Source organism: Vagococcus allomyrinae (genome assembly GCF_017829975.1).
GTDB classification, from domain to species: Bacteria; Bacillota; Bacilli; order Lactobacillales; family Vagococcaceae; genus Vagococcus_D; species Vagococcus_D allomyrinae.
This window is the reverse complement of record NZ_JAEEGA010000025.1, coordinates 1-25,452: the sequence shown is the minus strand read 5'-3', so window position 1 is coordinate 25,452 and position 25,452 is coordinate 1. Positions and strand designations below refer to the sequence as shown.

At 39.7% G+C, this 25,452-nt stretch carries 19 protein-coding genes; 14 read left to right on the top strand and 5 right to left on the bottom strand.

What is annotated here, in order from left to right; all coding sequences use genetic code 11:
* Window positions 1-10: 10 nt before the first annotated feature.
* A complete protein-coding gene (locus tag I6N95_RS27790) occupies window positions 11-1,717 on the bottom strand; it encodes a sensor histidine kinase (RefSeq protein ID WP_209532691.1) in 1,707 nt (568 codons plus the stop codon).
* Window positions 1,710-3,134, bottom strand: coding sequence for a response regulator transcription factor (locus I6N95_RS25210; RefSeq protein ID WP_209532690.1), 1,425 nt, complete (start codon window positions 3,132-3,134; stop codon window positions 1,710-1,712). The genes I6N95_RS27790 and I6N95_RS25210 overlap by 8 nt, the downstream gene beginning before the upstream one ends.
* Before the next feature lie 406 nt (window positions 3,135-3,540).
* Here I6N95_RS25210 and I6N95_RS25205 point away from each other — a divergent pair, with 406 nt between their 5' ends.
* The 10 genes from I6N95_RS25205 (at window position 3,541) to I6N95_RS25160 (ending at window position 18,361) form a co-directional block, all read left to right on the top strand.
* Window positions 3,541-4,836 (top strand): ABC transporter substrate-binding protein, encoded by a 1,296-nt coding sequence (locus I6N95_RS25205; protein ID WP_209532689.1) that lies wholly within the window; start codon window positions 3,541-3,543, stop codon window positions 4,834-4,836.
* Between the two features lie 402 nt (window positions 4,837-5,238).
* Entirely contained in the window at window positions 5,239-6,111 is an 873-nt protein-coding gene (locus tag I6N95_RS25200) for a carbohydrate ABC transporter permease (RefSeq protein WP_209532688.1), read from the top strand.
* A complete protein-coding gene (locus I6N95_RS25195; RefSeq protein ID WP_209532687.1) occupies window positions 6,104-6,937 on the top strand; it encodes a carbohydrate ABC transporter permease in 834 nt (277 codons plus the stop codon). The genes I6N95_RS25200 and I6N95_RS25195 overlap by 8 nt, the downstream gene beginning before the upstream one ends.
* A gap of 216 nt (window positions 6,938-7,153) precedes the next feature.
* Window positions 7,154-9,349, top strand: coding sequence for an alpha-galactosidase (locus I6N95_RS25190; protein WP_209532686.1), 2,196 nt, complete (start codon window positions 7,154-7,156; stop codon window positions 9,347-9,349).
* Window positions 9,346-11,346, top strand: a complete 2,001-nt coding sequence (locus I6N95_RS25185) for a beta-galactosidase (protein WP_209532685.1) — start codon at window positions 9,346-9,348, stop codon at window positions 11,344-11,346. The genes I6N95_RS25190 and I6N95_RS25185 overlap by 4 nt, the downstream gene beginning before the upstream one ends.
* Window positions 11,347-11,371: 25 nt before the next feature.
* Window positions 11,372-13,138 (top strand): glycoside hydrolase family 35 protein, encoded by a 1,767-nt coding sequence (locus I6N95_RS25180; protein ID WP_209532683.1) that lies wholly within the window; start codon window positions 11,372-11,374, stop codon window positions 13,136-13,138.
* A 135-nt stretch (window positions 13,139-13,273) separates the two neighbouring features.
* On the top strand, window positions 13,274-13,459 hold the full coding sequence (locus tag I6N95_RS25175; RefSeq protein ID WP_209532681.1) for a hypothetical protein: 186 nt from the start codon (window positions 13,274-13,276) through the stop codon (window positions 13,457-13,459).
* Window positions 13,460-13,649: 190 nt separating this feature from the next.
* Entirely contained in the window at window positions 13,650-16,307 is a 2,658-nt protein-coding gene (locus I6N95_RS25170; RefSeq protein ID WP_209532679.1) for a cation-translocating P-type ATPase, read from the top strand.
* Between the two features lie 212 nt (window positions 16,308-16,519).
* Entirely contained in the window at window positions 16,520-16,837 is a 318-nt protein-coding gene (locus tag I6N95_RS25165) for a hypothetical protein (protein ID WP_209532677.1), read from the top strand.
* Window positions 16,838-16,876: 39 nt separating this feature from the next.
* Entirely contained in the window at window positions 16,877-18,361 is a 1,485-nt protein-coding gene (locus tag I6N95_RS25160; RefSeq protein ID WP_209532675.1) for an AcpB/EbpR/MafR family transcriptional regulator, read from the top strand.
* Between the two features lie 139 nt (window positions 18,362-18,500).
* Here I6N95_RS25160 and I6N95_RS25155 read toward each other — a convergent pair whose 3' ends face one another.
* On the bottom strand, window positions 18,501-18,728 hold the full coding sequence (locus I6N95_RS25155) for a helix-turn-helix transcriptional regulator (RefSeq protein ID WP_209532672.1): 228 nt from the start codon (window positions 18,726-18,728) through the stop codon (window positions 18,501-18,503).
* A gap of 191 nt (window positions 18,729-18,919) precedes the next feature.
* Between I6N95_RS25155 and I6N95_RS25150 the strand changes: the two genes are divergently transcribed.
* Window positions 18,920-19,954 carry a DUF6933 domain-containing protein gene (locus I6N95_RS25150; RefSeq protein WP_209532671.1) on the top strand — a complete coding sequence of 345 codons (1,035 nt, stop codon included), beginning with the start codon at window positions 18,920-18,922 and terminating at the stop codon, window positions 19,952-19,954.
* 93 nt (window positions 19,955-20,047) lie between these two features.
* Here I6N95_RS25150 and asnA read toward each other — a convergent pair whose 3' ends face one another.
* Window positions 20,048-21,052, bottom strand: a complete 1,005-nt coding sequence (asnA, locus tag I6N95_RS25145; RefSeq protein WP_209532738.1) for an aspartate--ammonia ligase — start codon at window positions 21,050-21,052, stop codon at window positions 20,048-20,050.
* A 240-nt stretch (window positions 21,053-21,292) separates the two neighbouring features.
* On the opposite strand from asnA, the gene I6N95_RS25140 reads away from it, so the two are divergent.
* A complete protein-coding gene (locus tag I6N95_RS25140; RefSeq protein ID WP_209532669.1) occupies window positions 21,293-21,805 on the top strand; it encodes a DUF2798 domain-containing protein in 513 nt (170 codons plus the stop codon).
* Window positions 21,806-21,912: 107 nt separating this feature from the next.
* A complete protein-coding gene (locus I6N95_RS25135) occupies window positions 21,913-23,373 on the top strand; it encodes a catalase (protein ID WP_209532667.1) in 1,461 nt (486 codons plus the stop codon).
* A 53-nt stretch (window positions 23,374-23,426) separates the two neighbouring features.
* Here I6N95_RS25135 and I6N95_RS25130 read toward each other — a convergent pair whose 3' ends face one another.
* Window positions 23,427-24,497 (bottom strand): LCP family protein, encoded by a 1,071-nt coding sequence (locus tag I6N95_RS25130; RefSeq protein ID WP_209532665.1) that lies wholly within the window; start codon window positions 24,495-24,497, stop codon window positions 23,427-23,429.
* A 276-nt stretch (window positions 24,498-24,773) separates the two neighbouring features.
* Here I6N95_RS25130 and I6N95_RS25125 point away from each other — a divergent pair, with 276 nt between their 5' ends.
* On the top strand, window positions 24,774-25,313 hold the full coding sequence (locus I6N95_RS25125) for a GNAT family N-acetyltransferase (RefSeq protein ID WP_209532663.1): 540 nt from the start codon (window positions 24,774-24,776) through the stop codon (window positions 25,311-25,313).
* The last annotated feature ends 139 nt before the right edge of the window (window positions 25,314-25,452 follow it).

The window sequence follows — 25,452 nt, the reverse complement described above, 5'->3', positions numbered from 1 at the left end:
AAAACCGAAGTTAGCTATCTTCGGTTTTTTTGATGGGAATTCTTAAGGTGATCAGAGTGCCGTTTGATTCCATGGTGTTAACAGATAAATTGTAGTCCTCCTGATAAATCAAACTCAGTCGTTGATTGATATTGTGGATGCCAATGCCAGAAAAAGTTTTATCAGAGTTATCTTCTGAATTAGCAAAACCCACACCAGTATCAATAATTTCTATTTCTAAATAATTGTTAACCACTGACGCATCAATGACAATTGTACCAGACATATTGTTAGGGAAACCGTGGATAAAGGCGTTCTCGATAAAGGGTTGAAGAACCAGTTTAGGGATTAGTATGTCATTAAACTCTGGGAAAACCATCGAGAGTAATTGGATGCGGTCGCCATATCTGGTTTGTAAAATTTTGGCAAATTGTTGACTTAAGGTAATTTCTTCTTTGAGAGTGATCATCTCCTGATCATTATAAATACTGTATTCAAGCAGTTTTGAAAAAGCTTCAATGGTTTCCGCTGCCAAGTCATTTTGATGTTGTAAAATTAAAAATTTAATGCTCGTTAACGTATTGTAGATGAAGTGGGGTTTGATTTGGAGCTGGAGAGCACCGATTTCCGCTTCTTTTTTGTCGTTTTCAGCCTTAATCAATTGTTGAACGAAAAGATTTAACCCCTGTTGCATGTGATTATAAGATGTTACTAATTCTTTAATCTCTTTAGTTCCGGTAATTTCCAAAGGTTGGTTAAAATCACCTTCGATAATTTTAGGCGTTAAGCCAATTAATTTGTAAATGGGTTGTAAGATATGTCTAATATATGCCGATAAAACCAGAGAAATGATGGCAATTACGAGAATTAAGACAGTTAGAACCGGGGGCCAGACGTTCATTTGCTTTCCCAAGGCTTGTTTATCGATCGTACTAATTAACCGAAGATCAAGTGTTTGAATCGGTGTTTCCTGTCCAATTGCTCGAGCTGTCTGCTCTTCTTCACTGTAGTGGGTACCCAATAGGGCGGGAACGTTTGACGAGATAATCTTATTATCAGTCGTGACTATTTTGATTGTGTTGACATTTGTTGCGATGATATCGCTATATAGGGAGCTAAAATCGGCTTCGGTAATTTCAATAAAAGCATAGCCTAAAATCTTTTGTTGGTCGTTTAAGACGGCCGTGACGAAGAGATGAATGGGCTTTCCGCGAGTTAAAGCGGTCAACCCACTAGATAAGAAAAAGGTTTGAAGATGTTCAGGGTCGGCATTGATTTTTTTGATGAATTCCTTGTTTACCAACTCTTCATGAGAATACACGCGAGTGCTTTGATTGTAATACGTGTTGTCATTTAAACCGATTAGGATTAGGTTGTAGTTAATCCCGTCGTATAAAGTGGTTTTGGTTTCATCCAAGAAGTGTCTTAAGGCGACAATGTCTTGATACTCTTCTTGAGTGGTGCGAAATTGTGTGAAGTAGTTTTTAGTGGCATTGCTGGTTCGGATACTGGAAAGCATGTTATTGATTGAATTATTTAAATTTTCAAATTCAATGGACGCTCGCTCGAGAATTAATTGATTGGACTCAACATAAGAGTTAATATAACTTGATTCCGAACGTTTGACTGCGATATTAGCTGTGAGAACACCTAAGCAGGTTAAACTGATAATGATGATCATCAACAGCTCATAATAGAGCTCTCGTGAAAAAAACTGTTCTTTAATTTTTTTAAACACGCTCAACACTCCTCCTGTACTTTGAAGGAGTTAAGCCAACTGCTTTTTTGAAAACTTTTGAAAAATAGCCGACGTCAGAAAAACCAATTTCTTCTGCGATGTCATTGATGGATTCTTTTTCTTGACGCAATAATTCCTTAGCTTTTTCGATCCGAATGCGATTGATATAATCTGAAAAGTTAGTCCCTATGACAGAAGTAAAATAATTAGAAAGATAGTTGTAGTTAAAGTGAAAGTGTTCCGCAACATCATTCAAATTGATCTTTAAGTGATAATTATCTTGAATGTAGTCCAAGATCTGTCGATCGATATCAGATGATTCTTTTGATCGTTGAATGAAGGTTAAAATGTCACTAATTTCTTGATTTAATTCCGCTAGACTTTTTTTCCCCGTGATGGACTTTAACAGAGAAATTTTGGTTTCGGCTAAAGTTTGACCATCGCTGGCTGCTTGTTGATATAAGGATAGGGCCAGATTTAAGTAAATGGAAATAATATCTTCTCGCGGAATAAAAAAAGGGGATTGGACAAAATAAATATTAAACCATTTTTCAAAAGAATCCCATTGTTTGTGTTGAATGTATTTTTGTAACGTACTATTCTTTTTTGTCATGCCATCAAGGGTGTGATCATTCCAAGCGTAATCCCATAAAAGGACTTCCTGATTTTGATAAAACTGCCATTCAGTTTTTAGATTAGTCAATTGGTCAAGGGCCGGTAAAATATCTTCAATGGTAGTTGTTAAAGGGAAGATAATGGCTTTTTCACTCAATTCATCAATCAGTGTCCGCAGCTCTAACTCTTCATCAGTGTTGATAATTAAAAGGTGACTGTTATCTTGAGTGAATAAATGACAGTTAGTAAGTTGATTATGCTGCTGAATCTGTTGGACAATGCCGTGGATAGGGAAATCTGCTTGTTTTAATAACAAAATTCCGTAGAAAAATGCTCGAGAAAAAGGTAGAGCATTGATAACTGAAAAATCTTCAGCATTCAGAACCGTAGCCGGTTGTTTCGTTTGTAAGGCTAGACTGTCAGGAATGTTTTTTTCCAAGAATTCTTTCATAGAAAAGTGATTGACGGTTGGCTTCAATATGTAATCTTTAGCGCCACTGCGCAAGGCTTCTTTCACATGTTCGAATTCATTGGAACTACTTAAAACTAAGGTTGTAACTTGGGGATAGCGTGTTGAAATAATCTTGGTTAATTCAATACCTGTCATCGTTGGCATGATAATATCGGTTATGACCACATCAACAGTCTGGTTAGCTAAAAAAAGAAGCGCTTCCTCACCGGAAGAAAAAACACCAGAAATTACAAAACCAAGTTCCTGCCAAGGTATAATATTTTTTAGTCCTTTTAATAAATACTCCTCATCATCAACGAGAATTACGCGAATTAATTTATTTGATTGCAATGGGGTATCCTCCTTTTACTTTAGGTCCGGCCTTCAAAGCTTTACGCTTTAGCCGTTATTCTTGCCAATTTATTGGCTTAGAAATAAGGGACATCGAAGAGCGTTTAGCATTTGATGAGATCGAAACTTTGTGTAGTGTCCACTATCGCTAAATACTGAAGCATTAAGCATAGTGGCCCTCCATTTCATAAGTGATTCCATGTCTATTATCGCTGGCCATTAACGCGATTTAACAAGAATATGCCACTATTATATCACAGGTTTTGATTGCTGAATTTTGATAAAACAGTAAAAATTACAGATTTTTGTAATTATTACAGAGGATCAGCGAGAATGGTTGTAATCGTTTTCTAAACTGGGTATATTGAGGGTGTCAAAAAATAAAAAAGAGACAAGGGGAATGGATATGAAAAAAGTAAAAATTTTGTTAGCCATTATCGCAAGCGTTTTATTGATCGCTGGATGTTCCAGTAAAGATGAAGCGACCAAATCTGAGAAAGACAATAAAATAACTGTTTGGGCTTGGGATGAATCTTTTAACATTAAAGCAGTAAACGAGGCGGTTAAAGCTTATGAGAAAAAAGCAGATGTTAGTGATTTAGACGTGGAAGTGGTCACGATGGCACAAGATGATATTGTCCAAAAATTAAATACCAGTTTATCATCAGGCAATTTAGATGGTTTGCCGGAGATTGTTCTGATCGAAGATTACCGAATTCAAGGGTATTTGACCTCATTTCCTGATTCCTTTACACCTTTAACGGACATTGTCAAAGAGGCTGATTTTTCTGAATATAAATTCGCGGTAAATAAAGTCGGCGATGAAATCTATAGTGTGCCTTTCGATTCAGGCGTTGCAGGTTTGTTTTACCGGACGGATTATTTAGAGGAAGCCGGTTATCAAGCCGCGGATATGAAAGAGTTGACTTGGGAAGAATATATTAAGATTGCAAAAGAGGTAAAAAGCAAAACTGGTAAAAACATGATCGCTTTAGATCCAAGTGATTTAGGAACATTGAGAATCATGATGCAGTCCGCTGGTTCTTGGTACTTAAATGAGGATGGGGAAACCTTGAATATTAAAGATAACGATGTCCTAAAAGAAGCGTTAAAAGTTTATGTTGATTTGATGAAAACCGAGGCGGTTACTCAAATCTCCGATTGGGATTCCGGTGTTAATGCTGTCAACTCAGGAGCTGTTGCTTCTTCTCCAACTGGGGCCTGGTATGCTGGTACTATTATGGGCGCAGAAGATCAAAGTGGCAAATGGGCGATTGCAGAGATTCCTCGCTTAGGAAATGTCTCTAAATCGATTAACGCATCAAGTATTGGTGGCGCTAGCTGGTATGTCTTGAAAGATGTTGGCAATACCGATTTGGCAAAAGAATTCTTAGCGGAAACTTTCGCGACAGATGTAGATTTAATGAATACCTTGGCAACTGAAATTGGCTTAGTTAGTACCTTAAACGCAGCAAGAGATGGCGAAAGCTATAAAGCTGAAAGCGAGTTTTTCAGCAATGAGAAAATTTTTGAGAACTTTTCCAATTGGTCAGCGGAAGTGCCAGCAGTTAATTACGGGTTACACACATACGCCATTGAAAATATCTTCACTGAGTATGTCCAAAAAATTATTGGCGGCGCTGACATTGACAAAACGTTAGAGGATGCACAGAAACAAATTGAAGCAGCGATCCAAAATTAATTAAGGATAAAGTCAGTCATCAAATGAAACTGGATGTTCAGACTAGTTGATGACTGTCTGGTGTGAAAAGCTCAATGTGAACTCGACATCAGAGTGACTTGAGCTTTTCTTACATTAAATAGTTTGCTCCGCTTACGGGAGAGTAGATAAACCGAAGGCATGAAAACTCTCATAGTTTCGGTTTGCCAATTCTCCCTTAAGAGCTTCGAACAATAAATATATACATCATGTTAAATAATCAAACATATAGTTCCATTGGATAATTCGTATAATCATCCGCCAAGAGTGGTACTTTCAGCTTTTTTCTGGCTGAAAGTTTAACGGTTAAAGGGTGATTATTTAATGGGAACTATATAGGAAGAACTATCTGAAAGTTTTGGAATCTATCTGGGAGGCGTCAAAATGAAGAAAAAGAAAGAGTCATTAATCGGGTACCGTTTTACGATTTTAGCAGTGGTTCTGATTGTTATTTTAGTGTTTGTGCCAATGGTTCAAGCCTTGATTATGTCTTTTCAAACCGGGACACCGATGGCCATGAAGTTTGATGGTTTAGCAAATTATCAGCGGATGTTGAGCGATGCCACCTTTAAAAAAGCCGCGTTGAACACGCTGCTATATTTAGCAGTGCAAGTTCCCATTATGATCATTCTATCGATGATTATTTCCGTATTTTTAAATCAAAAAGATTTGAAATTTAAGTCATTTTTCAGGATTGCCATTTTTTTACCTTGTATTACCGCCTTGGTTTCCTATTCATTGATCATGAAAACCTTGTTTCAAGAAAGCGGGCTAGTTAACACAATACTGATGAATCTTCACTTAATTGGTGAACCGATTCAGTGGTTAACCCATCCCATTTGGGCGAAAGTGTTAATCATCATTTCTATTACGTGGCGCTGGACAGGCTATAATATGATCTTCTTTCTTTCCGGTTTACAAAATATTGATCCGTCGATCTATGAAGCAGCAGAAATTGATGGAACCAATGAATTCCAGAAGTTTTTTAGAATTACGATGCCGATGTTAAAACCCATTATTTTATTTACAACCATTACCTCAACTATCGGTACTTTGCAACTCTTTGATGAAGTCAATAATATTACCGGTGGGGGTCCGGCTAATGCCACGATGACGCTTTCGCAATATATTTATAATTTGAGTTATAAGTTCACCCCTAACTTTGGTTATGCCGCGGCAGTGTCTTTTGTGATCGTGATTGCGATTGTGATCTTAACAATGGTTCAAATGAAATTAGGAGGAGATAAAGATGAGTAGAAAAGCTGGTAACATATTTAAATACCTCTTTTTATCGGTGGCGGCATTTATTTCTATTTTCCCCTTTGTTTTTATGATATTGGGGATGACGAATAAATCGATTGACGTAAGTTCTGGGAAATTGCAAATTGGCTCAGAATTGCTAACTAATATGAAAAATCTTTTTGAGAACACTCTGAATTTTAAAGGGGCATTTCTGAATTCTTTGGTGATCGCCATTGTGACAACCGTTTTGGCTTTGGTTATCTCATCATTGGCAGGTTACGGATTTGAGATATACAGAAGTAAAGTCTCAGATCGAATTTTTAATGTCATCTTATTATCGATGATGGTGCCATTTTCGGCTTTGATGATCCCTTTGTATCGGATGTTTGGTAAAATGAACGCAGCTGGTTTTAAAGGACTGGGATTAAACTCATATTTTTCAGTGATTATTCCTGCCGTGGCCACCGCGTTTTTGATTTTCTTCTTTAGACAAAACATCAAGTCCTTTCCAAAGGAATTAGTTGAGGCGGCTCGGATTGATGGACTAACAGAATTGACCATCTTTTTGCGGATCTTTGTACCCATCAATAAAAACACATACGCTGCAGCGGCCATTATTACTTTCATGAGCTCATGGAACAGTTATCTTTGGCCATTGGTCGCATTACAGTCACCTGAAAAGCGCACCTTACCCTTAATCTTATCAGCAATGGGGGCATCTTATACACCAGATTATGGCATGATGATGTGTGGCATTGTCCTCTCAACATTACCAACAGCAATCCTGTTCTTTATGATGCAAAAACAATTTGTACAAGGAATGATTGGCTCAGTTAAGTAAATCGTAAAAGGGCCCCTATGCTTAGTGCTTTATGCACTTAGCGATAGTGGACACCGGACCCATAAGTAAAAGGAGGGCCCCTATGCTTAGTGCTTTATGCACTTAGCGATAGTGGACACCGGACCCATAAGTAAAAGGAGGGCCCCTATGCTTAGTGCTTTATGCACTTAGCGATAGTGGACACCGGACCTATAAAGATAAGGAGGATCAAGTTAAATGGTAGAAATTTTAGTCAATCAACAAGGAAATAGCTTTCATCTTAAAAATGAGACAATCAGTTATGTGATTAAAGTAGAAGAATTTGGGCTGGTTTCCCAGCAATATGTGGGACAGGTGATTGACGGGTATGCAACAGGTCGCAATTATCCCCGAAAGGATCGCTCTTTTTCTCCAAACTTTTATGGAGCGACAGATCGGCTGTATTCAAAAGACACATTACCTCAAGAGTATAGTTCTTATGGCAGCGGAGACTTTCGAACGCCAGCAGTTAGGTTAAAGCAAGGCAATGGATCAACTGTGGTCGATTTTCGTTATGACGGATATGAGGTAGTAAACGGCAAAAACTCTTTGGAGGGTTTACCTCATTTTTATTCTCAACAGGCCAAGACCTTAAAGCTTAAAATGACAGATAAGGCAATTCCTGGAGTAGCGCTCTATTTGTATTATTCAATTTTTCCCGAAGGGGGACTTGTTCGTTCTGCTAAACTGATCAATAATAGCCCAACATCCTTAATTATCGAAAAGTTGGATAGTCTTCAACTGAACATGCCAGAGTCAAATTATGATGTGATCTCTTTGCCAGGCGCTTGGGCCAATGAACGCCAGTTAAAACGAGAACCTTTGGGTGTTGGAAAGAGAGTCTTCGCTTCAAGTCGCGGTTCAAGCAGTCATCAACAAAATCCGTTTGCGGCATTACTACCTAAGGAAACCACTGAGCATCAAGGTGATGTTTTTGGGTTCTCCTTGGTTTATAGTGGCAGTTTTCAGCTGACGTTTGAAACAGATCAATACGAGTCATTGCGGGTAAACCTGGGTCTTAATGAGCAACAATTTTCTTGGGAGCTGGAATCAGGAACAGCCTTTCAATCGCCGGAAGCTATTTTGGTTTATTCAAAAGAAGGCTTAAATGGCATGTCTAAGATTTTCCATGCCATGACAAAGGGCTGTTTGTTACGAGGGCAGTACAAAGAAAAAGAACGGCCGATTTTAGTTAATAATTGGGAAGCCACTTATTTTGATTTTAATGAAAGAGTCGTCAAGCAGTTGATGGATCAAGCAGCTGACTTAGGGATTGAGCTTTTTGTTTTGGATGACGGTTGGTTCGGTAAACGCAATGATGATCGTACGTCATTAGGTGACTGGGATATCAATTATCAGAAATTACCCAATGGCTTAGAGTCGATGATCGCCTATGGCAAGGAGCGACAGGTGGCTTTTGGATTGTGGTTTGAGCCTGAAATGATTTCGGAAGCTAGCGAGTTGTTCAGGTCCCATCCTGAATGGGTCTTGCAAGTGCCTGGACGAGAAAAATCACGTAGCCGCGATCAGTTTGTGTTGGATTTTTCGCGCCAAGATGTTAGAGTGCATCTCTACCAGAAGATGCAAAAGATTTTATCTGAAAATGATATCCGTTATGTCAAATGGGACATGAATCGGCATTTATCAGAAGTTTATTCAGCTGATCTTTCGCCGAATAACCAAAGGGAAACTCATCATCGTTATGTGCTTGGACTCTATGACTTTTTAGAAAAACTGACGGAAGAATTTCCCAACGTGCTATTTGAAAGTTGTTCCGGTGGTGGCGGTCGTTTTGACTTAGGGATGTTGTACTATATGCCGCAGACTTGGACCAGTGATAATACAGATGCAGTGGCCAGACTAAAAATTCAGTATGCGACCAGTTTGCTATATCCAATCGTGACGATGGGGGCTCATGTCTCCGATGTCCCAAATCATCAGACTCACCGCATAACCTCCATGGAAATGCGGGGAAATGTGGCCATGTCAGGGACTTTAGGTTATGAATTGGACTTAAATGCCATGTCAGACCCAGAGAAAGTGACGGTCAGAGAGCAAATTAATTTTTATAAAGAACATCGCCAGCTGATTCAATTCGGTGATTTTTATCGATTGATGAGCCCCTTCGAAGGAAACGAATGTGCTTGGATCTTTGTCAGTCCTGATCAGTCTGACTGTTTAGTTTTTTACTATCATATTCTGGAACAAGCGTCAGCGCCTTTTCGTTTATTAAAATTGGTAGGCTTGTCCGAATCCGCTCATTATTCCCATCCTGAATTAGGAACCTTTAGTGGTTCGGAGCTAATGCATGCCGGATTTTACACCTCGGTGACTAAAACAGGTGATTTTAGAAGTGACTGTTATTACTTTAAGCGAGTGGAGGAAAGCGAATGAGGCAAGAAGTAATTTATTACGGTGGCGATTATAACCCTGAACAATGGGACCGTCAGACGATCATCGAAGATATGCACTTGATGAAGCAAGCAGGGGTCACCTATGTCAGTGTCAATATATTCGGTTGGAAAAATATTCAACCAGCGGCAGGTGTGTATGATTTTACTGAACTGGATTGGTTATTGGACCTGCTTCATGAAAATGACATTGCCATCGATTTGGCAAATGGAACGGCTTCGCCACCAGCTTGGTTAGTCAAGCAATCTCCAGAGGTTTTGCCAATTGACAGTTTTGGTAGGCGACTCGTCCACGGGTCACGACAACATTATTGTCCGACTTCGCCAATTTATCGTCAGGCAATTCAAGAGCTGACTGAAAATGTGGCTCAACGCTATGGGAGCCATCCAGGAGTGGTCATGTGGCACATCAATAATGAGTACACCTGTCATGTTCATCAGTGCTTTTGTGATCAGTGCCGACAGGGATTTCAAGCTTGGCTGGAAGAGAAATATCACCAAATCGATCAGTTAAATCAGGCGTGGGCCACTACTTTTTGGAGTCAAGCTTATAATGACTGGCAAGAAATCTTTTTGCCAGAAGCCATGCCCACTTTTAAAAACCCTTGTCAAGAACTAGACTATAAACGTTTTGTCTCTGATATGAATTTGGAGTTATTTCAAATCGAAAAAAAGGCGGTCTTAAGACATTCTCAAGGGATTCCCATCATGACCAACTTAATGGGCTTGCATGAACACGTAGACGGCTTTAAGTGGGCTCAGGAGATGGATGTTGTCAGTTGGAATACCTATCCCAATCCCCGCGAAACGCTGCCCTACGCTCAGTTTCTAGCCAGCGACCTAACGAGAAGCTTAAAGAAGCAACCCTTTCTTATTATGGAACAAGCCACCAGTGCGGTAAATTGGCGCAAGATAAACAAACGAAAAGTCCCTGGCCAAATGCGTTTGTGGAGCTATGAAAGCATCGCCCATGGCGCCGACGGTTTGATGTTTTTCCAATGGCGCCAGTCCCAAGGTGGGGCAGAAAAGTTTCACAGCGCCATGGTGACTCATTCAGGTAAAACTGATACAAGAATTTATCAGGAAGTCGCTCAATTAGGCAATGAATTGGCTCAATTAAGTGAACTAGTTGGAACGGATTTTGTGGCTAACGTGGCAATTGTCTTTGATTGGGAGAACTGGTGGGCTTTAGAACTTGACGCCAAACCGTCAGCTGAAGTCAGGTATATTCGGCAGATGATGAGCATCTATCAAGCTCTCAGGGAAGCTCATATCAGTGTGGACTTTGTTCACCCTACGGAAGATTTGTCAGCTTACCGTTTAGTTATCGTCCAAAATCTCTATTTGGTTTCTCTTGAAAATAGTCAAAAACTGGCTCAGTATGTTGAAGCGGGCGGCACTCTTTTAGTTAATTTTTTTAGTGGGATTGTGAATGAAAATGACAGTGTCTATTTAGGAGGCTATCCAGGTGCCTTTAAAGAGCTGCTAGGTATTGAGGTGGAGGAATTTTCTCCTTTATACCCCACGGAAACCGGACGGATCTCCTATGGCGGGAAACAATATCCAACGATGATTTGGGAAGAAGTGGTACATTTGCGTGGAGCGACTGCTTTAGCTAAATATGAAAGTACTGACTTAGTAGGCATGCCGGCGATTACCTGCAATAAATACGGTCAAGGTCAGGCGTATTATCTTTCGACGCAGTTAGACTCGAGTGGGTATCGCGAAGTTATTTCTCAGTTGCTAGCGGAAATGGCTTACGAACCAATCTATGACTTTCTACAGACAGAAGATCCAGCCGTTTCCATAACTTATCGTGAATCGGCAACAGCCATTTATGGGTTTGTGCTGAATTATAGTCAGGACAAAATTGAGATTCAGTTAAAAGAAGAAGCTCTTGACCTACTTTCAGCTGAGGTCAGAAGTTCAACGGTTGAAATTAACGCCAGTGATCTAGCGATCCTTAAGTTTAACAAATAATTGATGATTAGAATTGGAGGATAACATGTCGCAGATGTTTGAAATTAGAGAAGATTTCTATTTAGATGGCCAGCCTTTTAAGGTGATTTCAGGCGCAATTCACTATTTTAGAGTAGTGCCAGAGTACTGGGAACATCGGTTAAAAATGCTAAGAAATATGGGCTGTAATACAGTTGAAACTTATGTCCCATGGAATTTTCATGAGCCACATGAAGGGCAGTTTGATTTTAGTGGTGGGCTTAATATTCGGCAATTTATTTTGTTGGCCCAGCAATTAGATCTTAAAGTGATCTTGCGGCCATCACCCTATATTTGCGCCGAGTGGGAATTTGGCGGTCAACCCTCTTGGCTACTAAACGATCCTCAGATGCGGGTCAGAAGTAATTATCAACCTTATTTAGACAAGGTTAAAAACTACTATCAGCGTTTTTTTGCGGAAGTCAAAGATTTACAAATTACCAGTGGTGGACCGATCATCATGGTTCAAGTTGAAAATGAATATGGTGGATACGCCAATGATAAAGATTACTTACTAGCAGTCGTTGATTTGTTGAAAGTAAATGGCATAGACGTTCCTTTAGTGACCTCTGATGGCCCTTGGCACGACATGTTGGCAAACGGCAGTCTCCCGGAGCAAGCCTTGCCAACGATTAATTGTGGGTCCGATGTCAAAACTCATTTTAAAAAATTAAAAGAATTCCATGGTAAGACAGCTCCTTTGATGGTAATGGAGTTTTGGATAGGTTGGTTTGATGCTTGGCAGGATCAAGCCCACCACACTACAGACGTGGCGACCTGTGCGCAAGAATTAGATGATATTCTCAGTGAAGGCCATGTCAATATCTATATGTTTCATGGTGGTACTAATTTTGGTTTTAGCAATGGCGCCAATTATTATGGCAAATTATTGCCTGATACCACCTCATACGATTATGATGCTCCTCTTAATGAATATGGAGAAGTGACGGAGAAATACTTAGCGTTTCAACAGGTTATTCAGAAATATCGCTCATTTGAAATTGAAGAGATTCCTGACATCAAGCGGCTGGGGCCAAAAACGATTGAATTAACAGCCCGTACGGGATTGACAACAAACCTAGCAAAAATCGGCACAGCTCACCAAGGCACGTATCCACTAAATATGGAAGCCATGGATCAACCCTTCGGTTATGTTTATTATACGAGTGAGGTTGGTGGTAAACGAAAAATTGAAGATTTTCGTTTAATTGAAACGGCTGACCGAGCGTCAGTTTATGTCAATGACCAACCAATTCTGACTAAATACGACACAGATATGGCTGATTCGGTTGAATTTGAGTTAGTCAACGAAAAGAATCAGTTGCAAATTTTAGTTGAGAATATGGGACGAGTTAATTATTCTGTCACCATGAACAGTCAGCGCAAAGGAATCGTGGGTGGCGTGATCCTTAACGGGGCTTTCCAGACAAATTGGTGTAGCTATGCCCTCGATTTTAGCAAATTGGCTCAACTTGATTACGAATTGGAAGTGGTTGGCAAGACGCCTACCTTTAGTCAATTCGAATTTGAATTAATTGATATTGGTGATACCTTTATCGACATGTCTCAGTGGGGCAAAGGGGTGGTTGTGGTCAATGGTTTTAATCTTGGACGCTATTGGCAAGTAGGACCTCAAACCAAACTTTATATTCCAGGGCCGAAGCTGCGAAAAGGGCTCAATGAAATTGTCATTTTTGAAACAGAAGGACAGGAGCAGCAACAGATCATGTTAACTGACCTTCCTGATATTAAAAATGGGATGAGATCCTCCTAAAAAATCGGCAATTTGCCATCAGGTTGTTTGGTCTTTTCTGACAGACCAACTAATGTGAAATTAAACCAGGGTGAGACCATGTCTTACCCTGGTTGTTTATGCCGATAAGTAATTTAATTTGCAGCGGTCTTAGTCATGTTGGTTCTTACAAGACAGATTGTCATCAATCAAGACTATCGTGAAATAGCCGATTTTTATCAGAACAATTATCGAGAAGCTGATCGAAAAGAACGGTTGTTGAACTACGTAAAAGCAACGGAATTAATCCCAGAGTTAATGGGAGTGTCCGGCCATATTATGGCCACCGGCAGAAAAAAGTAAGAGACTCAAGTCAACCAGTTGTGGGAAGATGCCCAGCTGGTTGTTTTTGTGTGTGATCATCGACTTCCTTTTGAAATTTCACCACTGTCTGAAAAAGATGACTTTTTATTTACGCAACCTCTTGCTATTCTCAAGTAAGTTGGTCAATAACGAATGCAACTGCATTTTAAAATAGGTATGGAGGAATAGGATGAAGGTTAAGCAAGACAGTATCGAAATTATCGCAAGAACGGTTAAGGTTAACCCTGACAATGGGTTAACCACGTCTCAAATAGTTAAAAATCGCGAACAGTATGGGGAAAATATCTTTGAGGAAACAACCAAAGAAACCTTGTTTCAAAAGGTTTGTCACCATTTAGTTGAAGTTATGAATCTGATTTTAATTGGCACCGCAGTTTTTTCTTTTATTTTAGCACTGCAAACACCAGATGAAGGCTATGTTAAATCAATTGTTATTTTATCCATTGTAATTATTAATATTTCAGTCTCAATTTTTCAAGAAGGGAAGGCAGACAATGCCTTATCAGCCTTGAAAAAATTATCCGCACCTAATTCGGTGGTTCTTCGAGATGGGAAAAAAGAGACGATTCAATCGGAAGAACTAGTTGTCGGTGATATCATTTATTTAAATGTCGGTGATCAAATTGGGGCTGATATTCGGTTAATACAAGCTAACTCTTTACAAATTGATGAGTCCTCTTTAAGTGGTGAAAGTATTCCTATTGAAAAAGATCCATCCCTAGAATTTGCAAAAGAGATGCCTCTTGGCGATCAGCTGAATATGGCTTTTTCAGGTACCAATGTGTTAAATGGCAATGGTTTAGGGATCGTCGTGGCTGTAGGGGCTGAAAGCCAAATGGGGCAAATTGCCAGCTTGCTAGTCTGTCAAAAGAAAGATAAGACCCCGCTACAAAAACGGATTGATCGTTTGGCTAAGCGATTGGCAATTTTAGCTTTTTTAGCAGGAGCCTTAATTTTTATTATTAATACCTTGACATCTTCCGTACCTTTAGTCGAAAATCTGATGACAGCTGTTATTTTGGGCGTTGCCGCGGTTCCCGAAACACTGCCAGTTATCGTGACCCTTAGTCTGATTTATGGGATGGAAAATATGGCCCGTAAGCAAGCGATTATTCGCAATATTCCCGCTGTTGAAACCCTAGGCAGTGCCTCGGTAATCGCCTCTGATAAGACCGGCACATTAACCCAAAATAAAATGGTGGTTAAGCGTCTATGGGTTTTGCATGAAGAGGTTAAAACAGTGGATGATAAGACTAACTGGAGCAGGGCTGACCGTCAACTAGTTGACTACATGGCGTTAGCTTCCAATGCCACAGCTGAATTGAACGAGGAAGACCAGTGGGTGGTTCACGGCGATCCGACGGAGTCTGCCATCATCCAGCTCCTGGGGAAATTGGCTGGGACTAAAGGAGAACTGGAAACCAAATTTAAGCGGGTGTTGGAGCTGCCATTTGATTCATCTAGGAAAAAAATGACCACAGTCCACCAGTTGGATCAGGGCTATCTTGTCTTGACAAAAGGCGCCTTCGATCGCCTGACAGACAATCTTCATAACGAAGCCGCTTTTAAGCAAGCCGATGCTGCTAGTATTCACGATCAATTTGCCAAAGATGCTCTCAGGGTTTTAGCTTTGTCATATAAGGTAATCGATCACTTACCAACTGAAGGAAATGAACCGGAATTGGAAGTAGGACAGACCTTTTACGGCATGATCGGCATCATTGATCCCCCACGTCTAGAAAGCGCCCGAGCGGTTGCTGAAGCACGAAAAGCGGGAATTAAGCCGATTATGATCACAGGCGATCATTTGTTGACGGCTACGGCTATTGCGAAGGAACTAGACATTTATCGTAGTGGTGACCTCGTGATGACTGGGATTGAGTTAGAAAAAATCATTGACTCGGAACTAGAAGAAAAAATTGATCAAATCTCCGTCTATGCTAGAGTATCACCTGAGAATAAAATTAGAATCGTCAAGGCATGGCAGCAAAAAGGCCAAGTAGTGGCGATGACTGGCGATGGGGTGAATGATGCCCCTTCCCTAAAAGCGGCTGATGTAGGGACGGCTATGGGAATAGCCGGAACCGAAGTAGCCAAAAGTGCCTCTGATATTGTTTTGGCCGATGACAACTTTGAAACCATCGTAAAAGCCATTTCTGAAGGGCGCCGCGTCTATGGCAATATCAAAAAAACGATTTATTATCTCTTATCTGCTAATGTGGCTGAAATAATTATTATGCTTTTAGCGGCTGTCGTTGGTTGGGGAATGCCTTTAAATGGCCTTCAGTTATTGTTTATCAACGTATTAGCAGATGGGATTCCAGGGTTTGGTCTAAGTCGTGAAAAAGCCGAATCTGGCATCATGCTTGAGCCACCAGTTGGCATGGATGAAAGCTTGTTTTCAAGAGGAGGTTATCGCCGCATTGTGACAGCGGCCACAACGTTCACTGTCACCTCACTGGCGGCTTTTTATCTGGGGAGTTTCGTTGACCTAGGAACGATAGCACCAAGTTTAGCGGTGGGGCAGACCATGACCTTTCTTGTCTTATCAATTTCCTCAACCGTTCATATCTTTGTGGCCCGCAGCAACAAACCATTGATTAAAGCCGGTTTAAGGGAAAATACCATGATTTTTTGGACAGCAGTCTTTTCCCTATTATTGACAGTGACGGTGGCCTTAGTGCCAGGTCTGGCAGCGGTGTTAGGGTTGGTTCCTTTGGGATTAGTTCACTGGACGATTGTCTCAGGCTTATCCAGCTATATTTTAGTTGTTGTGGAATTAGAAAAGTATATCTTGCAGCGGATGGGAAGACGCTTTATCGCTTAACAGGCGATTTAGTAGGGAAGCCCTTGAAGTGTGTCACGTTAACTGACATTCTTCAAGGGTGGCACCTTCAGCAGATAATGGGCCTTCCCCAATTATTGCGTATTGCTAGGAAAATGTTGTGGTTCTTAAAGGGTGCCTTATCTTTGAAAAAAGAAATATCGGATGATATGGTAAAGGTATCAGGAGGGGGCTAAGGAAGAGGAGGAAAAGTGATGGTTATACCAATTAGTTTGTTAAGCCTACTCAGTGTGAGTTTGGTTTGGATTGGCCGCATGTTTAAGGCTGGGAGTTTGATTTATCTAATTGAAGGCAAAGCTGTTACAACAGCCAGCGTCGGTCATGAGAGGTTTGCTAAAGTTATTTCTCGCATTTGCTACGTTTTTGGAGTCCTGTGTCTACTGCTGATCTTTAAACTATTAGTGATTAATCAGCATGAACTGGCCATCGTTTACAGCCTGTCAATGCTGGTAACGCTACCGAAAGCATTGCTCTTACTATACGGCGCTATCAGTTTAATCTGCTTTCATTAGCTGGCTATACTATTTAATTTTTAGAATAGGGGGAAACTTATGCAGTATTTTCATCGACAATTATTAACAGATAAAGTAAATAAACGTTGGTTTCAACTGCTGATCGAATTGGAAAGAGAACGGACAGTCTCAACTAAAGATTTAGCCAAATCGGTCTCATCAACGACCAGAACAATCATCAGTGATATTGCTAATATCAGAACGTATTTTGGCAAAGCGATTCGCATAGATGTGACTAATATGGGGTACAGCTTTTTCGAAATTGATTCTGAGGAATACATCCGTAAGAAAAAAGAGCTGTTAGATTTGGAACCACTTTTTGTGATTATTACCGCCATTTTTAACAACGAATTATTATCGATTGGCGAGTGGTCCGATCGTTTGCATAAATCAGAAAGCACTATTTTACGAAACTTGAAGAAGTTGGATAAAATTGTGGCGGACTATCAATTTGAGATCGAGTATTCGCCGATTACGTTTAAAGGCAAAGAGCAAAATATCCGCAAGTTTTTTCTTTCATTTTTTTATGAAGCAGACGCAACGCCACACACTGTCACACCCAATATTATGATACAAGAGATCGTCTTGGAGTTCTCTAAAGCCTACCACTTGGAAACCCATCTAGCCATTCAATTTTCAATGTTTTGTTACATCTTACTCATTAGTTTGGAACGATCTCAAGGGGGACATCATATTAAACTACCTCAAAAACTGAAAAGGGAACTGTTGAAGTATCATGAAAATTTTGATCTGCAGAAGTTAAAGGGGATCATTTTGAGGAAAACCGGCGAAGCTTTATCAGATGAGGAATTATTGTACATTAAATTGTTTCTGATTACAAATCGCAATATCGATTCACTTAAAAGTGAAGGGGAGTTTGTTAAACGCTATGCAAATGATCGGGTCAATCAACTGGCCCAGGCCTATCTTCAACTGCATCCCGAAATCACTCGCAACGGCGTGGAGGCGCTAATCCATTCTTTTTTTACCTGCTGCTATTTGGAAATTCAATTGACGGAAGTCCATGTTAAGAACTTATGTGGAGGTACTTTATTCGATGAAGGACCTGACGCAAGTAACTTTGCGCAAAACCTTTCCTTCTTAGAACGTCATCCTTTAGCTCAACAGTTCTTAACAGAAAGGATTGTCAGAGATGTTGCCGTCAACTTGACGTTGTTGATGTCGGCGATTGAAAGTAGCTATTATTCTTCATCTTTGAAAATTGCTTTTTTACTGGAAGGCAATCACTTTGTATGTTTGCAAACAAAGGCCTTTGCCCATCAATTGTTGGCGGGATCTCATCAATTGTATTTTTTAGATTCTATTTCGTTAAATGAAGACATTCTCGAGACGATTGGCGTGGACATAATTGTGACGAACTACTCGGAATATATTAATGACTATGTCTTAAAAAGCGAGTATCTCTTGTTTCAAACCATTCCGACAGCCGATGATTGGAATAGTTTACTAAAAAAAATATCACCGGCCTTAACGAAAACATCAGCTCGATCTGCCCTCATTTAGAAATCTCTGTCATCAAGCAAGCGAGTTCTTGCTTTGTGACAAAGATTTCCAAAAAGGACTACGTAAACAAACAGAAGAAGGCCAGACCTTTTTCTGTTTGTTTGAGGTTAGATTGTGGCTAGGCTAGCTTAACAACCTGTCAGTTGTGTTTTTTTTCGTAGTGAAAGATATCATTAACCTCAACGTTAAAATAGGATGCTAAACGAAAGGCCATTAATAGTGAGGGGGCCTGAGTTTTTTTTTCTAAAAGAAAGATTGTTTGCCGGCTAACACCAACGGCATCTGCTAATTCTTTTTGTGACATTCTCTTTAAAACGCGATATTCGTATACTTTATTGTAAATAGCGTCTGTTAGTTCTTTTTCCATAAAGGATCCACCTACCTTTTCTTAAGTTAACAAAATGACGTATTTTTATGGACATTTCAGTCTGTAATTTTATAATACCGAAATTTTTATGTGATGAACATTCAATTTTTTCATACATTGAGGAAATTTTTTTACCTGAGCTCTGATCGATGATACAATAGATAAAGAAATAACTAATGTGGAGGAATAAAATGATTATTAACCCAACTAAAAAGTCGCAACCACTGTTTAATAAGCTGGTCAAGGTAAAAGACGCTAACGTTGCCAAAGCTTTTGCCCCAAAAAATCCCTTGTTTTCTTGGCACGCCAATTACTATACAATTAATCACAAAAAAATTATTATTTTAGTAAATGATCTGACCTACTCTCCGGTCATCTTGGCAAATATCAATGCAGCCAATAAACAAAATTTAGGGAAGTATATCGAGAAAGGTATTAGACAGGTCTTTAAATTTAGTGGCATTTCGGAGGATCAACTGGATCGTTATTTCGAATTAGCTGGCGAGATCGAGGTAAATGCTGGGCATAATAGAAGAGTAACAGGCATTACCAATGAGTATATCCACTACGCTGCTCATTTAGACATAAACTTGGATTCATTGTTGCAGCCAAGAGCAAATGCAGAACTGGCAAATGTCCTATTTGTAAGTTTAAAAGAAGGCAATAGTATCAAGGAATTGGCCTCTGTTTTTGAACAATCATTAGAAATTAACCAAGTACTCCCCGAGGACTTAGTGATCCCAGACAAAACAGAGTATCAAGTCAACAAGTTATGGCAGGATTTTTCGATTTGGCGACAACATGCTAACAAAGGGTGGTTTGACGATTACGAAGCGGTATCTGATGACGTCATTGACAATAATCGTCTTGTGTTAGAGTCATTTGAAGATTATTTGAAAAATGGGGAAGGTCTAAGTGCTAAAGTTTGCCAAACTCATTTGGAAAATGTGAGCTTATTTCTCAACGATTACTTACTGTATTATAACATTCACACACCAGTCACGAATTTAATAGATGTAATGGATTTTATCAGCGATTGGTTTGTCAGAAAGGCCATGTGGTCCAGTCAAAGCAGTGTCAAAAAATTAGGTGCTTCGCTGAAGAAGTTTTATACTTTTTTGGCGATAGCCGGTGAGATTAATCAAGAACAATTAAAAGAGGTTAAAATGTATATTAGTGAAGGGGTTGATTTTGGAGTGGAAGTCTTAAAGGGCGAGCTTTTTTAATCATCGAAGGCCTTAGAAATGAAAGTTTTTCCCGATATCGCAAGAGAAAAACGTCTTAATTCCACTTGGGAATAAGACGTTTTTTACAATTTTTTAAAGTAAGAAAATTTTATCTTGGCAGGCGTCGATGGTTTCTTGATCCCATAAAGACACTTGAACTTCGCCAATATGTGCTTTCCCGAGTAATAGCATGCACATCCGGCTTTGGCCAATACCGCCACCAATGGTTAACGGCAATTCATTGTTAGCCACTTGTTGATGGAAATCAAAGGCCATTCGATCACCAGCATTAGCTTTTTCAAGTTGTTCGAGTAATGCCTTATCGTCAACACGGATGCCCATACTGGAAAGCTCCATGGCGCAAGCCAATGGTTCATGCCAAAATAGGAGATCACCATTAAGTGACCAGTCGTCATAGTCAGGTGCGCGATTATCATGAGGCTCGCCATTTTTTAAAAGATCGCCAATTTGTAAAATAAAGGTAGTGGGGTGCTCTTTGACATAGGCGTGTTCCCGTTCTTTTGAATCTAAATCAGGAAAGAGGTCAGCTAATTCTTGACTGGTGATAAAAGAAACAGTGGTGTCGATGGTAACATCAACACTGGGATACTTTGTGCGTAAGCGACTGGCGGTTTCAGCCATAGCGTTGACCAGGCCTTGGACGACTTGTTTAAGATAGGGAATCGTCCGTTGCTCTTTAGTGATCACTCGCTCCCAATCCCATTGATCGACATAAATCGAATGTAAATTATCTAAGACTTCGTCGCGGCGGATCGCATTCATGTCCGCATATAAGCCATTGCCAGGGTGGAAATCATACTGCTTTAAAGCTACTCGCTTCCATTTGGCCAATGAATGAACGACTTCGCCATTATCATCTAGTGATGGGACATCGAATTGGACAGGCCGCTCAACGCCACTTAAATTGTCGTTTAACCCAGATTGTTGATTAACGAATAGAGGAGCAGAAACTCGTTTGAGTTTTAAGCTACCTGTCATGGCTTCTTCAAAACATCTTTTAATAAAGCCGATAGCGGTTTGCGTGTCATACACGTTTAAAATTGATTGGTAATTATGGGGAACTATTGTTTTACTGATACGTCATGCACCTCATTCTAATTGTATTCTCATTATTTTACCACAAAATCTGCTAAAAAGTTACTTTATTTTTGCAAACCTTCTCTAAAACATATGAGTAAACTTTCATCTGGACGCTGATTGTTTTATTTGTTATACTTGCAAAACAGTGAAGATTACATGTTGACGTAGGAACCATCTGAAGAGGATGCTTTCTGCGTTTTTTTGTATTTGCTGAAGAAAAAGAACGGAGATTGATGAATGAAACAAGAAAGACGTTTACCTCAAACTAGTAAAGAAGGCTTGTTATACGGGGTGGTGATTTGTGGCATTACGGCCTTTTTAATGGCCTCTTTCAATATTTATTTGCAAGTAAAACAAGTCAATATGACATTGGTTGTCATGATTTTAAAGGCCTTTCCTCTCTTCTTTTTGATTGCCTTATTATTGGAAACTTTTGTGATGCATCAACCAGTGGAAAAGTTGGTTAGAAAATTTACTGAAAAAGACGATAGCTTTAATGCGGTTATTTTATTTACCGTGTTGTTTACGGTTGTGGGAATGTCCTTTAGCATGACCATCATTGGTGATTTTATCGGTCATGGTTTTCTGATTGAGCAAGGTTTCTTATTGCGATTTTTAGCTGCCTGGCCCCGAAATTTTGCCATTGTTTTAATGATTGAATTGTTAATAGCCCAACCGCTTGCTCGTAAAGTAATGACTGTCCTGCACCAAAATAAGTCTGCCGAGTATCAAGTGCCTCTTGGCGAATAATCAGTAGGCATATAGATTGATTTTAAAACGCCCATTAGATATTCTATTTATAACTATTATTATTTAACAATTTAAATAAAATAGAATAATCAACGAGGTGATCTCTTTTGACAAAGAATTTAGATAATAGCAAAAACAACCTGACAACAGATGCAGGGGCGCCGATTGGTGATAATCAAAACTCCATGACAGCTGGTAGCGGAGGCCCAGTGCTGATTCAAGACGTTGCATTGCTTGAAAAGTTGGCTCATTTTAATCGCGAGCGTGTGCCAGAACGGGTTGTTCATGCCAAAGGGGCAGGGGCCCATGGCTATTTTGAAGTCACGAACGATTTGGCACGCTACACAAAAGCTGATTTTCTAGGGGAAGTTGGCAAAAGAACGGATCTGTTTGCACGATTTTCAACAGTAGCAGGTGAAAGTGGGTCATCAGATACATTGAGAGACCCACGGGGCTTCGCTGTGAAGTTTTATACAGAAGAAGGCAATTACGATTTAGTCGGAAACAATACCCCGATTTTTTTCATTCGAGATGCGATTAAATTTCCTGATTTTATTCACACTCAAAAGCGTGACCCCCAAACCCATTTGAAAAATCACAATGCTATTTGGGATTTCTGGTCATTATCACCTGAGTCGCTTCACCAAGTGACGATTCTTATGTCAGATCGTGGCATTCCTGCTACCTTACGTCATATGCATGGCTTTGGCAGTCACACATTTAAATGGACCAATGCTGAAGGCGAGAGTGTTTGGGTTAAATATCATTTTAAAACTGAGCAAGGGATTCAAAATTTGACTTCTGAAGTTGCGCAAACGATCGACGGCAGCAATCCTGATCACCATACAGAAGACTTGTTTAATTCGATTGAGGCTGGAGATTATCCTGCATGGACGTTGAAGGTTCAAATCATGCCCTTGGAAGATGCTGCTAACTACCGTTTTAATCCTTTTGATGTCACTAAAGTTTGGTCTCAGAAGGACTATCCTCTAATAGAAGTGGGAAGAATGGTACTTGACCGCAACCCGAATAATTATTTTGCCGAAGTGGAACAAGTGACCTTCACCCCAGGTAATATTGTGCCAGGAATTGATTTTTCTCCTGATAAGTTGTTGCAAGGTCGTCTCTTTGCTTACGGTGATGCTCATCGACATCGTGTAGGGGCCAATAGTCATTTGTTACCAATTAATCGCCCTAAGAACGAAGCCAATAATTATCACCGTGACGGAGCAATGCGCTCAGACAGCAATGGTGGCAGTTCAGTGTATTATGAGCCAAACAGCTTAGGTGGGCCAACTGAGACGCCAGCCAATAAACAGGCAAGCTTCGCGATCTCAGGGATGGCAGATTCTGTGGCCTATGATGACGATGATCATTACACCCAAGCCGGAGATTTGTATCGCTTGTTGCCAGAAGACGAAAAAACTCGTTTGGTGGCTAATATCGTTGGCCATATGATGCCAGTTGCTGATGAGGCGATTAAAAGACGTCAAATTGCTCATTTCGTAAAAGCTGATCCAGAATATGGGGCCAGAATTGCGGCCGGTTTAGGAATAGAAAACGTTTAAAGATAGCTAATAAAAAAGTGAGGCAATTCCTTTAGGGATTTGCCTCACTTTTTTTAGTTTCCTTGATAATAACCAAGGCCATTTGTTTGGAATTGATAGTCTGCTGCATCTCTGTCATCCTCAGTATCCAATCCTAAGCTGACTCTGAATCGGTGACTGATGTATTCCACACTATCAGGGAATAGTTCGACCATACTTGCTCCATCTAAATCAAATGACTGCCAATCAAAAAGATAAGAATTAAAGTCATAGGAATCTTTCACTCCTGATTGAGCCAAGGCTAACATTTCATCAAAAGTTAAATTGGTTTGCATATTACTGCCAACCGCTTTAATTATTTCCGAGTATTTGCTTAATGAACCAACACTAGTTGCTTTATCAGCAATGGCTTTAATCACCAACTGTTGTCGTTCACCTCGTTTGATATCATTATCTGAATGACGAGTTCGTGCTAAAGCTAAAGCTTGCTCACCGTTTAAATGTTGTCTACCTTCGGTTAGGGTAACTTCGCCATTCCCTTGAGTGTTCGTGTCAGTAAAACTAATTGGCACATCCACATCAATGCCTCCTAAGGCATCAACAATACCTAAAAAGGATTGAAAATTAAAGGAAATATAATGGTTAATCGGCACATTTAACAGGTTTTCTACAGCATCGATGGATGCCTCTTCCTGACCATAGGTATAAGCGGCATTTATTTTATCTTTACCATAAAAGTCATCTGAAAAAATATCAGTATAGGTATCTCTAGGAATACTTACCATATTAATATCATGTTTTGTTGTATCTATTGTTAGATAAAGTAAGGCATCTGTTCGTGCGCTGCCTAACTGCCGAATTGAATCATCATCTAGTCCCATCACTAAGAGTGAAATAACACCATCAATCGGTTCAACAGAAATTTCTTTGCCGTCTTTGGTAATCGTATTTTTAGTTTGTTTTAATTCCTTAAAAGAATTATCGACAGCAGATTTAGCATCAACGAAAATCTTTGTTCCATAGGCTGCGGCGCCTAAGAGTAGCAAGGCCACGATAATCAATAGTGGTTTATAATTTCGTTTCCTTTTGTGATGACGATCAATTCTCGTCGAGTTACTTGACGTTCGTTTTCGCTGTTTTTTCATTTATTAGTATCCCCCATAATAAAAGTCTAAAGGTATTTTATCATGTAACAGTAAAATAACAAAATGATATCTTAAAGATTAATAAAAAAGCAATATATGGGGTGTTATCAATCTTAAATAACCAACGGTAGATCAGTTCAAAAGCAGTCATCCATTGGTATGACGAGAGGAGAGGTCTGTTAGTTCTTTTTTAACAAGTAGTTAATACAATAAGATTGAAATTCACTTGGAGGTTTGGTATGATTTTCTAAATTAAAGAAGAAGGTAGGCGAAAGAATGACCACCATTAGAATAGCATGCCAGCAAGATGGCGCTGATTTACTCAAGATTTACCGTCCGTATGTCACTGATTCAACCTTTACCTTCGAATATGGAGTGCCCTCTCTTAAAGAATTTCAAGAACGCATCACGTCAACCTTGGCGGAGTATCCTTTTTTGGTAGCAGAAGATCGTTATGGTAAGATTGTTGGTTATGCTTACGCTCACGCGTATAACAATCGACCTGGCTATGCCTGGGCAGCAGAACTGACGATTTATCTTGATTCAACCGTTAAAGGACAAGGGATCGGTCGATTGTTGTATGAACATTTGGAAGAAGCTCTAATCAAGCAAAATGTATCTCAGGTAGTCGCCTGTATTACAGGAGATAATCAGAGCAGTTTAAAATTTCATGAGGGGATGGGTTATCACTTAGTGGCTAAGTTTGAGCAATTTGCGTATAAACATGATCAATGGCATGACATCGTTTGGATGCAAAAAAGCTTGAGTGAGTCAATGTCAAAACCTGTGCCGTTTATCCCTTTTGCCTCACGATAAAAAACAAGTCAGATTATTTCGAGGCTGCTGAAAAAGTTAAATAATTAAAGTTGTATAAAATGATAGCTGTTTTATACAACTTTTTTTTGATTTTACAGACTTTTTCCGTTCAATTTGAGATAATATAGGTAGAAAAAAT

Excerpts from the sequence above, each read along its gene's own strand:
- I6N95_RS25200 (WP_209532688.1), top strand. The coding sequence starts at position 5,239 with ATGAAGAAAAAGAAAGAGTCATTAATCGGGTACCGTTTTACGATTTTA.
- I6N95_RS25170 (WP_209532679.1), top strand. The coding sequence starts at position 13,650 with ATGAAGGTTAAGCAAGACAGTATCGAAATTATCGCAAGAACGGTTAAG.
- I6N95_RS25155 (WP_209532672.1), bottom strand. The coding sequence starts at position 18,728 with ATGGAAAAAGAACTAACAGACGCTATTTACAATAAAGTATACGAATAT.
- I6N95_RS25150 (WP_209532671.1), top strand. The coding sequence starts at position 18,920 with ATGATTATTAACCCAACTAAAAAGTCGCAACCACTGTTTAATAAGCTG.
- I6N95_RS25175 (WP_209532681.1), top strand. The coding sequence starts at position 13,274 with ATGTTGGTTCTTACAAGACAGATTGTCATCAATCAAGACTATCGTGAA.
- I6N95_RS25190 (WP_209532686.1), top strand. The coding sequence starts at position 7,154 with ATGGTAGAAATTTTAGTCAATCAACAAGGAAATAGCTTTCATCTTAAA.
- I6N95_RS25195 (WP_209532687.1), top strand. The coding sequence starts at position 6,104 with ATGAGTAGAAAAGCTGGTAACATATTTAAATACCTCTTTTTATCGGTG.
- I6N95_RS25180 (WP_209532683.1), top strand. The coding sequence starts at position 11,372 with ATGTCGCAGATGTTTGAAATTAGAGAAGATTTCTATTTAGATGGCCAG.
- I6N95_RS25130 (WP_209532665.1), bottom strand. The coding sequence starts at position 24,497 with ATGAAAAAACAGCGAAAACGAACGTCAAGTAACTCGACGAGAATTGAT.
- I6N95_RS25185 (WP_209532685.1), top strand. The coding sequence starts at position 9,346 with ATGAGGCAAGAAGTAATTTATTACGGTGGCGATTATAACCCTGAACAA.
- I6N95_RS25140 (WP_209532669.1), top strand. The coding sequence starts at position 21,293 with ATGAAACAAGAAAGACGTTTACCTCAAACTAGTAAAGAAGGCTTGTTA.
- I6N95_RS25160 (WP_209532675.1), top strand. The coding sequence starts at position 16,877 with ATGCAGTATTTTCATCGACAATTATTAACAGATAAAGTAAATAAACGT.
- I6N95_RS25205 (WP_209532689.1), top strand. The coding sequence starts at position 3,541 with ATGAAAAAAGTAAAAATTTTGTTAGCCATTATCGCAAGCGTTTTATTG.
- I6N95_RS25125 (WP_209532663.1), top strand. The coding sequence starts at position 24,774 with ATGACCACCATTAGAATAGCATGCCAGCAAGATGGCGCTGATTTACTC.
- I6N95_RS25165 (WP_209532677.1), top strand. The coding sequence starts at position 16,520 with ATGGTTATACCAATTAGTTTGTTAAGCCTACTCAGTGTGAGTTTGGTT.